Here is a 12,684-nt window from a genome sequence, read left to right as displayed (position 1 = left end):
CCGACTCTCTTCCGATATAGGACCGCCGCTCCAAGGGCGCGTGCCTGTCTCTTACACACATCATGGTGAAAAAGAGAAAGATACCCGATCGCGCGGGCGGGGCCTACCGCCGTATCCGCAACACGTTCAGGTTTTTGCTCGGCAACCTCGCCGACTTCGACTACCGCAGCGACGCGGTCGCCTCGTGGGGCGACCTCTCGCCGCTCGACCAGTGGGCGCTCGTGCGCGTGCAGCACCTGCTCCACGACGTCGAGGCGACCTACGACGCCTACAAATACCACCTGGTGTACCGAGCCGTGTACGACTACATCGTGAGCGACCTCTCGGCCGTCTACATGGACGCGCTCAAGGACCGCCTGTACTCCGAGGCACCCGATTCGCTGCTGCGCCGCGGCGCCCAGACCGTGCTCATGAACATCCTCGAGGTACTCGTGCGCGTGCTCGCCCCCATCCTGTCCTTCACGACCGACGAGGTGTGGGAGAGCTACCCTCAAGGCTTGCGCTCCGAAAACGGGCATCCGCAGAGCGTGCAGCTCGCGGGCTGGCCCGAGGATAGCGACTTCATGCCGGCCGTCCCCGCAGGGGGAGCCGAGCATATCTCCGAGGCGTTCGGCGTCGTGCTCGGCGTGCGCGAGGTGGCCATGAAGGCGCTCGAGGAGGCGCGCGGCGCCAAGGAGATCAACAAGAGCCAAGAGGCGTCCATCGAGATCACCGCACCGCGCTCGGTGCTCGACTATACCGAGCGGTTCGCACCCGAGGTGTTCGAGGAGCTGTTCATCGTATCGCAGGTCACGTTCGTCGAGGGCGACGAGCTCTCCGTGCGCATCGGCCGCGCACACGGAGAGAAATGCCCGCGCTGCTGGAACTACCGCGAGCTCGGCGGCAACCCGAACCACCCGGATGTGTGCAAGCGCTGCGGCGATGCGCTCGACGCCATCGGCTACAAGGAATAGCGCCGTGGAGCAAACCCCGACAGAGACCCAGACCGAGCCTTCCGCAAAGCCTTCGGCGAAATCTCCGAAGGAATGCGGACGCGGACGTGCGGCGCTCTTGTTCGCTTGTTTGGCGGCCGTGTGGCTTGCCGTCGACGTGGCGACCAAAAGCTACTTTAACACGTCGTTTGCACCGGGCGATGTGATAGGCGATCCGATTGCAGGGCTGTTTCGTTTCAGGCTCGTTCACAACACCGGTGCCGCATGGGGGATGTTCGGCGATTCGACGTTCGCTCTCGGCATCATGTCGATCGTCGTCTGCATCGCGCTCGTCGCGTACCTCGTCATCGCTTCGAAGGACATGAACGCAGGTCAGATCATCGGCCTCGCCCTCGTGTTCGCGGGGGGCATCGGCAACGCGCTCGACCGTTTCACGCTCGGCTATGTGGTTGACTTCGTCGATTTCACGTTCATCGATTTCCCCGTGTTCAACGTTGCCGATATCGGCGTCACGTGCGGTTTCGTCGTGTTCATCGCCAGCATGCTCTACGCGTGGAGAAAAGCCGACCTTCGCGCTGCCGCAACGACGGCACTTGGGGACGATGGGTGGAAGGCCGATCGAGGCGACGACGGGAAAGGGCCTGCGGCCTGATGGCGCGTTCACTCGTCCATATCGTCGCCCCCGAAGACGACGGGATGCGCCTCGACGCCCTCGCTGCCGCCCGAAAGCTGTATCCGAGCAGGTCGGCAGCGGTCAAAGCCATCGAGGAAGGCCGCGTCTTCGTCAACGGCGAATCGCTTGCGAAGAAGGCGGCGGTCTGCGCGGGCGATACGATCGTCTACGAGGTATCCGAAGAGGCTCCCCGAACGCACCTGGTCGGGCAGCCGATCGATCTCGACATCCGCTACGAAGACGACTACCTCATCGTTTTGTCGAAGCAGGTCGGATTGGTATGCCACCCGTCGCCCGATCACTTCGACGGAACGCTTGTGAACGCCCTCATCTACCATTGCGGAGCCGACAACCTCTGCAACGTTCAGGGGGAGCGCGACCGCCTCGGCATCGTTCACCGGCTCGATCGCGATACGAGCGGCCTCATGCTCGCAGCCAAGACCGACGAGGTGGGCCAAAGCCTCATGGACGATATCCGCGACCGCATCGTCGATCGGCATTATCTGGCGCTCGTACAGGGCGTCATCCCGCACGATACGGGGATGATCGACGCTCCCATAGCGCGTGCTGATCGCGAGCGCACGCGCATGGCGGTCAGCGATTCCGCTTCGGCCCGCGACTCGATTACGACGTTTACCGTGCTCGAGCGCTTTGACGCGGGACCGAAGGACGACGGGTACACGCTCGTCGACTGCAAGCTCTTCACCGGAAGGACGCATCAGATACGCGTGCATATGAACTACATCAAGCATGCCTGTGTGGGCGATCCCGTGTACGGAAGCGGATCGGTCGCAATGCAGCTCGGCTTGACGAGGCAGTTCCTCCACTCCTATCGCCTTGCATTCACCCATCCTGCAACGGGCGAAGACCTCGAATTCGTCGATGGTCTGCCCGCAGATCTGGCTCGTGCACTCGAATCGATCTCCGATCGTTCTCGGGGGAGAACCGAAGCAGGCGAAACGGCATACGCCGCTATCGGGAAAGGATCGCTTCGATAGCCGAAACCTGCGTGCGGCGTGCGACGCCGTCGCCGGAGTTCGCTCGGTCGTTTCGACCCGGAGAGCGCCCAAGTACCTTTTCGGCCGCAGCGGTTCGGCCCCCGGCTATTTCTTAGCCGTGACCGTCATGTTCTGAAATCGCGCTTGGAGGAAACTGTCGGGGAACACGTCGTCGCAGAACTTCTGGATGGGATCGGTTGCGGGGATGCCCGCCATGCGCTGGCTTTCCCGGTCGAGGGCCAAACACGTGCAGGCGATGTTCGCTGCCATGAACAGCGTCATGAGCACGGTGGCGATGCGGGCGATCCTGCTCTTCGAATCGATATGGGAGAACACGCGCTTCACGACGGGCATGATGATGCGGACCCACACGAGTCCGAGCATGCCCCACATCATCCCGAAGAAAAAGTTGGTCCTGCCCTGGATGCTGCCGAAGGTGCCCGTGTAATCCCAAGCGATCGCGCCCCAAAACGTTTCCATGCCCCAGCTGGTCACGTACTCGATCGCCGAGCCCACCACCATCGATATGAGGAATATTACAAGGTTGTGAGAGTGATAATAGCGGTTGAGGAACAGCGTGAGCAGCACCGCACCTGTGCCGTAGATAGGGGAGAACGGCCCCCATACGAGGCCGGCTCGGCTCTCCCATCCGCCGAACACGATGGCGTGGTAGACCGTTTCGACAGTCAGACCGAATACCGATCCGGCCACGAACAGCCAGAACATCGTGAAATAGTCGATCTTGAGAAACCCTTGGTTATGGAACACCTGGGCTTTGAGTTCGCTGGCGAACTGGACGAGGGGCGATTCTTTCCCCGCCGCCTTCGGCGCTTCGCGGCTCGGCACATCGGCCGATGTGCCGAGCGGTCCGTCGTCTGGTATTCGCTGCCCATCCTCGCTTGCCTGCGAAGACGGGGGCGTGCGGGATGTGCTGGACTCGGGGTCCTGTGCCTTTTCTTCGCTCGCCATGGTTTGGCGGGAACCCGTTTTTTCCGTTTGCTTTCCCATCCCTGCGCTCCTATTGCCTTGATACGAGGCTAGAGTATACTAGATTGTTCGTGAACCTACATGACGGTTTCGTTTCAACTTACCGAATGGGCAGGAGTGATGGAAATATGCCGGCGCATACTCGATGCGGCGTGTTGTTGGTGAATACGGGAACCCCCTCTTCCCCGAAGCCGAAAGCAGTGCGTAAGTACCTGGGTAAGTTTCTCTTGGATAAAAGAATAGCCCCGATGAACAGGGTCTGCTGGTGGCTCATCGTGCATTTGTGCATCCTGCCGGTGCGCGGTCGCAAAAGCGGCGCGAAATACGAGCAGATCTGGACCGAGGAAGGATCGCCCTTCACCATCGCCCACGAGAAGCTCGTGCACGGGCTCTCCGCCGCGTTCGCCGAGGGCGGCTACGGCGACGTCGTCGTGCGCCACGCGATGAGCTACAGCGATCCGAGCATACAATCGGCCTTCAAAGATCTCGCCGGCGAAGGCTGCAGCCACGTGGTCGTGCTTCCGCTGTACCCCCAGAGCGCGCATTCGACGACCGGTTCGGTTCACGACGGCGTCGAGCGAGCCGTAAAGAAGACAGGCTGGAAGGGAACCTACGATTTCATCGACAACTATCACGATAATCCGATGTACATAAAGGCCCTCGCCGCTTCGATCAAACATGCGGGATTCGATCCCGAATCCGACGATCAGCTGCTGCTCTCGTTCCACTCGATTCCCCTGAAGGATATCGAGGCGGGGGACACCTACGAGCTGCAGACCGGTGCGTCGAGCCTCCAGATCGCAAGCGAGCTCGGGATCGATCGCAAGCGTTGGACCATCGGATACCAATGCCGCTTCGACAAGGGCCGCGAGTGGCTTTCGCCCTACACGACCGAGGTGCTCGCCCGCTGGGCCGAGGCAAGGGAAGGGCGTGTGTTCTTCGTCTGCCCCGGATTCGCAGTCGACTGCCTTGAGACGATCTACGACATCGGAGCCGAACTCAAGCCGTTCTACGAAGAGAAGGCGCGGGAAGCGGGAAATCCGATCGGAGATGGCGATTTCGTATACGTGCCGTGCCTCGATCGCAGCAAGGCGCATGCGAAAGTGCTCTTCGACGTAACGATCCCTTATGTTAAGGAGCGCATCGATGGATAGAGCAGCGGACGGGTCGCGCCGGTCGGAATGCGCCCAGAAGACCGTCCTACTCGGCGTGACGGGGTGCATTGCCGCCTACAAGTCGGCCGAGATCGTGAGGGGGCTTCAGAAAGCGGGGGTCCGCGTCAAGGTGGTGATGACCGAGCACGCGTGCGAATTCATCGGCCCCACGACGTTTCGAGCGCTTACGCGCGAACCGGTTGCAGTCAGGTTGTTCGACGAGCCGGGAGATCCCATACACCACATATCGCTCGCTCAGGAAGCCGACGCGATGCTCATCGCGCCCTGCACGGCGAACGTGCTCGCAAAGCTGGCGTGCGGCATCGCCGACGATCTGCTCACTACAACGGCGCTCGCGTTGACGGTCCCTTTGATCATCGCTCCCGCAATGAACGTGCATATGTACGAGAACCCGGCAACGCGCAAGAACATGGGCGTGCTCCATACCCGCGGCACGCACTTCATCGAGGCGGACGACGGCTACCTTGCCTGCGGCGAAGTGGGAAGGGGCCGATTGGCCGATGTTGACGAGATCGTCGATCGGACGCTTCGCGTGCTGGGTGTCGAGCGGGACCTTCAGGGGAAGCGGGTGCTAGTAACCGCGGGCCCGACCGTCGAGGCCATCGATCCGGTTCGCTATCTTACGAACCGGTCTTCGGGCAAGATGGGATATGCGATCGCCCAGGCGGCCGCGTTGCGCGGAGCGGAAGTCACGCTCGTATCGGGTCCTACGGCGCTTGACGCCCCCCGAGGCGTGCGCACGGTTGCCGTTGAAAGCGCAAGGGAAATGCTCGCTGCGGCAGAGGAGGCGTTCGCCCGTTGCGACATCGCCGTGTTCGCGGCTGCGGTCAGCGATATGAGGCCGAAGAATCCCGCTTCTCGAAAACTCAAAAAGGGAGCTGCCGACGCCGAGCTCTCGACGATCGAGCTTGTCGAGAACCCCGATATCCTCTCGACGCTCGGCAACGCGAAAACTTCCCAGGTGGTGGTTGGGTTTGCAGCCGAAACCGATGGTGTGATAGAGAACGCTCAGGTCAAGCTTTCGAAAAAGAATGCCGACATGATCGTTGCGAACGATGTGGGGGGAAGCCTCGGCTTCGGCACCGACGACAACAAGGTGTGGCTCGTGAGCGCCGACGGCGTGCTCGACGTGCCTCGGCTCGCGAAAAGCGAGATCGCCGATATCGTACTCGATCGGGCGGCGCGGTTCATCGAGAAATAGAGCCCGTCCATGCGAAGGTGCCCCGAACGAGGTCCGGCTCGAAGCCCGGTAGCGTTCGGGGCACCTTCGTTGCGTGTGCTAGTCGAATCGGCGCAGCGCCCGGCTCAAACGATCGAGACCCTCGCGCAGCGTCGTTTCTGCGGCGCAATATCCGAGGCGGGCTCCGCAGGGGAGCTCGAATCTGCTGCCCGGTACGAGCAGCACGCCGTAGTCGCGCAGCAGGTCGATGCAGAACCGCTCATCGTCGATGGGGATATCGAGCTGGATGTAGGAGGTTGAAACCGCTTTGGGCGCGACCCAGCTCACCCGAGGTTCGCCATCAACCCACGCCTGGGCAATGGCCAGGTTGTTCTCCACGATGGCGCGGTTGCGATCGAGCACCTTCTCTTTGTTCCTGAGCACGTGCACGGCGAGCGCGTCGTTGAACACGCCGTCGCAGATCATGGTGTAGTCGCGGTACACGCGGAACCGGTCGGCGAGCTCCTTGTTGGAAACGGTCCAACCGATGCGGGCGCCGGGAACCGAGTAGGTCTTCGAGAGGCTGTTGGTAACCACGGCCCTTTCGTAGAGGTCGGCCATCGAGCGATACGATTCGGTGTCCTCAAGCGGCAGGTACACCTCGTCGGAGAGCACGTAGGCGCCGACCGAACGGGCGATTTCGACGATTTCCTCGAGCATGTCGGCGGAAAGCACGGTGCCGAGGGGGTTGCTTGCGTTGTTGATGCATATGAGCTTCGTGTCGGGGCGCACGAGGCGCTTGAGCTCCTCGACGTCGGGGTTCCAGCCGTTCTCCTGGCGGATGTGCCAGTACTCGACCTCTGCTCCGAGCGTGCGCGGGATCTCGTAGAGCGGCTGATAAGTGGGGTATTCGGCGATGACGTGATCGCCCGGCTCCACGAGTGCGAGCAAGGCGAGCAGATTCGCGCCGGTGGCCCCGTTGGTCTGGAGGATGTTGTCGGGATCGACCGAGCGGTAGAGCTTCGATACCTCGACCTTGAATTCGGGGGAGCCTTCGATCCATCCGTAGTTCATCTTCTCTCTGCCGAGGCGCTCGTAGAAATCGGCGCCCTCATGCTCGTCGAGCGCGAGGATCTCGTCCATGGTCATCGAAGAGATGGTGGATTGCGCGATGTCGTAAGTGGCGCTTTTCTCCCACACGTTGAGCCAGTCTTCGACGCCGATCGTGGCTATGTTCATAACGGTACTCCTTTCGAGGCAGCTCAACCGTACGCCGCCGTAGCAGAAGATGCAAGGAACTTAGAAGCTGATGACGCCCAGCGCGAGCAGCACGAGCGAGAGCGCGCCGAGCGCGGTGATGGTGCCCATGCCGATCTTCTCGGGGTTCGTGAGACCGCGCCCCTGATCTTTGCGCGCCTTTGCGTACACGAGGAATCCGGGGACGTAGCCGACGCACGTGAGCAGCAAAAACGACCAGCCGTTGAACAGCACGCCGATAACCTGAAAGGCGACGGCTACGATGCCGATGATCATCTGGCCGGTCTGCCTGTTCTCGGCCGAGTACTTCACCTGGTAGGCCGCCGCCATGGTCCACGTGATCACGATGGCCACGGTGCACAGCGAGAACGCGAAGTTGTACGCGTCGGCGGAGAAGAGGAGCGTGAGCATGAACACCTGCGTGCACGCGCCCACCAGAAGCAGGCTGAACTGCGGCGCGCGCTTGGCGTTAAGCTTGCCCCAGGCTGCGGGCAGAAGCTTGCGCTCGGCCATGTCCGAGGTGGTCTCGGCGGGTAGGATCGTGAAGGAAAGCCACGAGCCCATGACCGAGATGATGATGGCGATGGATACGAACGCACCGCCCCAGCCGGGCGCCATCGACTCGAACACGTAGAGCATGGCGGGGTAGTTCATGGCTGCGATCTCGGTGTAGGGCATGTAGCCGTAGGGGAGCACCGACGCGCAGACGTAGATGGCGAGCAGGCAGATAAGGCCGATGACGGTGGCCTTTCCCACATCGCTCTTGCGCCGTGCGCGAGACGACATGACGGTTGCGCCCTCTATTCCCACGAACGTCCACATGAGTATGATGAGGCAGTTCGTCACCTGCTCCCCGATGCTGCCGATCCCGACCGCCTCGCCTCCGAGCTCGCCCATGGCCGCCATGTTGTTCTGGAGCATGCCCCAGAAGTCGGCGGTGAACACGTTCGCGTTGAACAGGAACAGCGTGAACGCGATGAACACCGCGATCGAAGCGACCTTGCACACCATGACGATGGCGTTCAGGAACGACGCGCTTTCAACCCCGCGGATGACGAGCAGGGTGAGCAGCCACATGATGACCGAGGCCACGGCTATGCAGGGGATCGTGTTGCCGGGCAAGAAAGAGGGGAAGAAATACCCGACCGTCGACATCATCATCGTGGCGAACGCGACGTTGCCGAGCCACGCCGAGAGCCAGTACCCCCAGCCGGAAAGGAATCCAGCGAACGGTCCGAAGCCTTCTTCGGCGTATTGGAATATGCCGTGGAGGTCGGGGCGCTTGGCGCCGAGGTTCGCGAGCGAGAGCGCGAGCATCATGAACCCGAAGCCGACGATGCCCCAGGCGATGAGCGCGCTGCCGGGCGCAGCGACCTGTGCGAGCTGCCCGGTGATGGCGAATACGCCCGAACCGATGCACGAGCTGACCACCATGCCGATCAGCCCGAACAGGCCGATGCCCTGTTTCTTCTGTTCTTCCATGTGCATCCCTTCCAAGAATCGTCCGATAACGAGCGGTGCCGGACCAACGCATCCGTCGAATCCGGCACCGTCTTAAAGCCGTATGATCTAGTCTTCGCGCCAGATGGGCATGCTCATGCAGCGCGGGCCGCCACGGCCGCGCGAGAGCTCGGCGGAGGGAACCTCGATCACCTTGAGCCCCTTGTCCTTGAGCACTTTGTTCGTCACGTCGTTGCGCTCGTACACCACGATGGTGCCCGGAGCGATGCAGAGCGTATTCGAGCCGTCGTTCCACTGTTCGCGCTCGGCTGCGATGCGGTCGCCGCCGCCGCAGGGGATGAGTTCGACGGGCAGCCCCAGGTAGGTCTCGAGGACGGTTTCGAGCGTATCGTTCATCTCGCGCACCTTGATGCCTTCGCCCTCGGGCGTGATCTCGAACACGGTGAGCGGCCCCATGATGCCGGGGTGGATGGTGAACTTATCGGTGTCGATCTGCGTGAACACCGTATCGAGGTGCATGAACGCGCGCGAGTTCGGAATGTTGAACGCGAGGATCGTGTCGATCGGGCTTGTGGGATCGCCGAAGATGTTCTTCGCGATGGCGTCGATCGCATCGGGCTCGGTGCGCTGGGAGATGCCGATGGCGAGCACGTGGTCGTTGAGGTTCAGGATGTCGCCGCCTTCGATGTGGAAGGTGTTGTAACGGCTGTAGTACTCGGGCGTGCCCTTGAGCAGCGGATGATGCGCGAAGATGTACTCGCCGTAGATGGTCTCGCGGTTGCGGGTGACCGAGTACATCCTGTTGATGGAAACGCCGTTGCCGATCATAGCGAACGGGTCGCGGGTGAAGTAGAGGTTCGGCATGGGTGCGATCACCATCTTCGAGGATTCGCTCACGAGGTCCACGAGCGAGTTCGATTTGTCGGTGTGCAGCTCGGCAAGGTTGATGCCCTCCATGGTCTTGAGCACGAAGTCCAACGCATTGGGATAGTTTTCCTGCATGTAGTCGAAGATGATCTTCTGATAGCGGTCGGTGCGGATGCCGGCCTCTTCGATCCACTGCCTGAGAAACTGCTCGCGAAGCGCCGGATCGGCTTCGAGCACGTCGGCGGTCAGGTCTTCGAGGTAGTACACCTCGACGCCGTTGTCGCGAAGCGCCTGCGCGAAGGCGTCATGCTCCTCCTGGGCGACTTTCAGAAACGGGATGTCGTCGAACAGCAGCTCTTCGAGCGTATTCGGCGTGAGGTTCAAAAGCTCCTTTCCCGGTCGGTGAAGCAGCACCTGCTTCAGGGGTTTGATTTCGCTCTTGACGTTTACACCAGCCATGTGCGAACTCCCTTTCTCTAACGGTTGAGATTCTTCGCCAAGCCGTGAACTGAGGCGCTTCAAGCCTCCGACGACGGCCCCTTGGCGCCCAGCATGGACCCCTCGATTTGTGAAGGAAAGGTGTAAAGGGGTTTACCGAGGGGACGAGCGTGGGTGTAAAAAGCGGGAGTTGTCTCTACACCCTCGCTAAACCCCTGATAGAAGAGGTGGTGCTTTCGATCGGGAAGCTGCCGGCTCGAAACGGGGATCGCCGTTTAGCAAGCGAGCCGATCGTGTATCATGGAACGCGTTTGCCTGAATCGTCGTCGAATGAGGTGCTCGGATGGAATTGCTGCTCTTCCACTTCACGCTTATCGTGCTTCTTGCTTCCATTCTCGCTTCGGCGACGTGCCTTTCGGCCTACCTGGTGTCGCGCAAGCGCATGATGCTCCTGGCGTTCGTTGCGTTCTTGTTCTACTTCTTCGATGTCGCCTGGGTATTCCAAGACGATTTCGTGACGTTCCTGACCGAGGGGGCGATGGATTCGTTCTACGTGGTTGCCCGTTCGGTTGCCTCGATTATCGCGGGGGGAGGGTTCCTCGTATCCTTTTGGCTGATCGTTTGCGATTACTTGGGCGAAACGCGACGGGCGGTGCTCGTTGCGCCGGGCATCGTCTTCGTTCTGGGAAGCATTCTCGCGCTTGTCCTGGTGCCCGAGAGAAACGTCCAACGCTTCGTGTTCTACTCGATGCGAGCCCTCATGCTGTACTGGATGTTGCTCTACATAGGAATTCGGTTCGCGGCGACGAAATCCGACGAGGAGAGGGCGCGCCTGAAGCGACATGGGGGACTCTACGCCATGCTTTGGGTGCTCGGTATCGCGGTGGTTGCATCGGACGCGAACTTCTTCCTGCTGGTCGAGCCTGCTACGCTCGATGCCGGCGTGCGGACTTTCGGCGTCGAGCGCAACTACATGGAGAACCTCCTCATGCTCATCGTTGCATTCGTCGCAGCCCGCGATGCCGTGAGAACGCTCGCATTGCGGTTCGAGCGACCTTTGGTGCAGGGCGGGGGACGGCAAGAAGAGCTGGTAAACCAAAATCTCAGGCTTTACGGAAACCGCCATCAGCTTTCCGAGCGCGAATTAGAGGTGCTTTACTACGTGCTTTTGGGCAACGACAACCAGAACATCGCCTCGACCATGCACCTCGCCTTGAGCACGGTGAAGGTTCACGTGCACAACATCCTCCACAAAACGGGGCAAGCCGATCGGCGCGACCTCATTCGTGATTTCTGGAAGACGTAATGATTGCCCGCCCGGATACGTCTGCTCTCGTAAACCTGACGTAAACCCGAGAAAACAGACCGTTTTTCAGCAATTTTCGAAAATGCACCCTTGAAACGAAGGGAGATTACCACTAATATAAACAACGCTGCTTTTGAGGTTAGCGAAAAGCGGAATCTACGGGTTGTGGCGCAGTTTGGTAGCGCACTTGACTGGGGGTCAAGGGGTCGCAGGTTCAAATCCTGTCAACCCGACCAGCAACTTACAGCAGGCCATCGATGGAAACACGGTGGCCTGCTTTATTTTTGCATGCAGCGCGGCTGCTCTGCATGCTGCCTGCGAACCCGTGAAAAGGCGTTTCATTGCGATTCGGGGCGAAACCGGTCGATGTCGGCATTGTTAATCCGATTTTGCCGAAAAACACCAAAAAATGGCGGTCAACCGTCGCTTTGCGAAACTTTTGCGAAACCCTGACCGTCGAGATCGCCGTCGGCGATTTTGTGACCTGCGGTTTCGCGAATCACTGTCAGGTTGGGCACTCCCCAACCGTCTCTGAGGTCGATTTCTTTTCGCAAAACGACGGTTGGCCGCCACCCAAGGGGCGTTTTCGCACGAATCCGCCTTCGGAGCGGGCGGCGGCGATTCCGAATGCGGATGCGGTCGGAACCTCATCGTCGTTCTGCCCGAATCCTCGCCATCGCTCGGACGGCGCATCGGCGCCCCCCTGCATGCAGGCACCGACGGCTATGGTTCTGTTCGCTTCATCGGCACGAAGCGAATCCCGTTCAGCGTTTGCTCGCCATCCGTTTCAACGAATCCGAGTTTACGGTAAAACCCCACAGCGTACGGAGAAGAGTTCACGGTCGTCTCGATGCGGGCGCTGCGCTTCATGCAGGTTGAAACGGCGGCGTCGAGCAGCCGCCTCGCTATGCCCCTTCTATGGTGCTCCTTATCGACGAAGAGGAGGGATACTTGGCCGATCGGCCGCATCGCGATCACGCCTACAACCCGACCGTCCACGAAATAGCCCCACATGAGCAGCTCGCCGCTTCTCAGCCGCTGCTCCATTGCGCGTTCGTCGACGTACTCTTGAAACTCCCGAACGCCTTCATCCGAATACTCGGGCGCTTCGAACTCTCCGAAAACGCGAAGCACCAGCGGCATCGCTTTGGAGCCCCGAAGCTGATCTGCATCTATCGGCCTAATCATAAGTCTCCTCGTAAAGCGCTTTGCTTGCGGGTTCAACCTTCATGATGCCATCCCGTAAGCGCATCCTGCGCTTCAGGGGGATGATTGGCGTCGCATCGGCGAGCGGAGGGTGCGCAACCGCCCATGGTGACGGGATGGTTTCCGTTCGGTTTCCGCCGAAAACGGCCTGCATACGGGAAGGGTACGAATGGTTTTTCCGAACGCGGCCTCTCAGTCGGCGCACTACCATAAGTCATGCAGTAA

The 12,684-nt window shown here is 60.7% G+C and carries 11 protein-coding genes and 1 tRNA gene; 7 read left to right on the top strand and 5 right to left on the bottom strand.

Features of this window, described 5'->3' with window-relative positions; genetic code table 11:
• Positions 1–62: 62 nt before the first annotated feature.
• From C1722_RS04355 to C1722_RS04345, 3 genes are read left to right on the top strand one after another with little or no spacing between them, the layout of a single operon-like run.
• Positions 63–953, top strand: coding sequence for a class I tRNA ligase family protein (locus C1722_RS04355; RefSeq protein WP_102378162.1), 891 nt, complete (start codon positions 63–65; stop codon positions 951–953).
• 4 nt (positions 954–957) lie between these two features.
• The gene (gene lspA / locus C1722_RS04350; protein WP_244902443.1) at positions 958–1,584 is read left to right on the top strand and encodes a signal peptidase II; all 627 of its coding nucleotides are present in this window, start codon (positions 958–960) and stop codon (positions 1,582–1,584) included.
• A complete protein-coding gene (locus C1722_RS04345; RefSeq protein ID WP_102378160.1) occupies positions 1,584–2,603 on the top strand; it encodes an RluA family pseudouridine synthase in 1,020 nt (339 codons plus the stop codon). The genes lspA and C1722_RS04345 overlap by 1 nt, the downstream gene beginning before the upstream one ends.
• A 105-nt stretch (positions 2,604–2,708) precedes the next feature.
• On the opposite strand, the gene C1722_RS04340 is transcribed toward C1722_RS04345, so the two are convergent.
• Entirely contained in the window at positions 2,709–3,611 is a 903-nt protein-coding gene (locus C1722_RS04340) for a putative ABC transporter permease (RefSeq protein WP_244902442.1), read from the bottom strand.
• Positions 3,612–3,697: 86 nt separating this feature from the next.
• Between C1722_RS04340 and hemH the strand changes: the two genes are divergently transcribed.
• Entirely contained in the window at positions 3,698–4,744 is a 1,047-nt protein-coding gene (hemH, locus tag C1722_RS04335) for a ferrochelatase (RefSeq protein WP_342352750.1), read from the top strand.
• A complete protein-coding gene (coaBC, locus tag C1722_RS04330) occupies positions 4,737–5,966 on the top strand; it encodes a bifunctional phosphopantothenoylcysteine decarboxylase/phosphopantothenate--cysteine ligase CoaBC (RefSeq protein ID WP_102378158.1) in 1,230 nt (409 codons plus the stop codon). The genes hemH and coaBC overlap by 8 nt, the downstream gene beginning before the upstream one ends.
• A 78-nt stretch (positions 5,967–6,044) precedes the next feature.
• On the opposite strand, the gene C1722_RS04325 is transcribed toward coaBC, so the two are convergent.
• The 3 genes from C1722_RS04325 to arcA all read right to left on the bottom strand — a co-directional run bounded on the left by C1722_RS04325 (position 6,045) and on the right by arcA (position 9,968).
• Positions 6,045–7,163, bottom strand: a complete 1,119-nt coding sequence (locus C1722_RS04325) for an aminotransferase (protein ID WP_102378157.1) — start codon at positions 7,161–7,163, stop codon at positions 6,045–6,047.
• Positions 7,164–7,223: 60 nt separating this feature from the next.
• Positions 7,224–8,663, bottom strand: a complete 1,440-nt coding sequence (locus C1722_RS04320) for a basic amino acid/polyamine antiporter (protein WP_102378156.1) — start codon at positions 8,661–8,663, stop codon at positions 7,224–7,226.
• Between the two features lie 87 nt (positions 8,664–8,750).
• Positions 8,751–9,968: an arginine deiminase gene (gene arcA, locus C1722_RS04315; protein ID WP_102378155.1), complete on the bottom strand. Its 1,218-nt coding sequence runs from the start codon at positions 9,966–9,968 to the stop codon at positions 8,751–8,753.
• Between the two features lie 322 nt (positions 9,969–10,290).
• Between arcA and C1722_RS04310 the strand changes: the two genes are divergently transcribed.
• On the top strand, positions 10,291–11,253 hold the full coding sequence (locus tag C1722_RS04310) for a helix-turn-helix transcriptional regulator (protein ID WP_102378154.1): 963 nt from the start codon (positions 10,291–10,293) through the stop codon (positions 11,251–11,253).
• Positions 11,254–11,412: 159 nt separating this feature from the next.
• Positions 11,413–11,489, top strand: a tRNA-Pro gene (locus C1722_RS04305).
• A gap of 487 nt (positions 11,490–11,976) precedes the next feature.
• On the opposite strand, the gene C1722_RS04295 is transcribed toward C1722_RS04305, so the two are convergent.
• Entirely contained in the window at positions 11,977–12,441 is a 465-nt protein-coding gene (locus C1722_RS04295) for a GNAT family N-acetyltransferase (protein WP_102378152.1), read from the bottom strand.
• Positions 12,442–12,684 lie beyond the last annotated feature (243 nt).

It is taken from the genome of Raoultibacter timonensis, assembly GCF_900240215.1.
Lineage (GTDB): Bacteria > Actinomycetota > Coriobacteriia > Coriobacteriales > Eggerthellaceae > Raoultibacter > Raoultibacter timonensis.
This window is presented reverse-complemented; position numbering and strand designations above follow the sequence as displayed.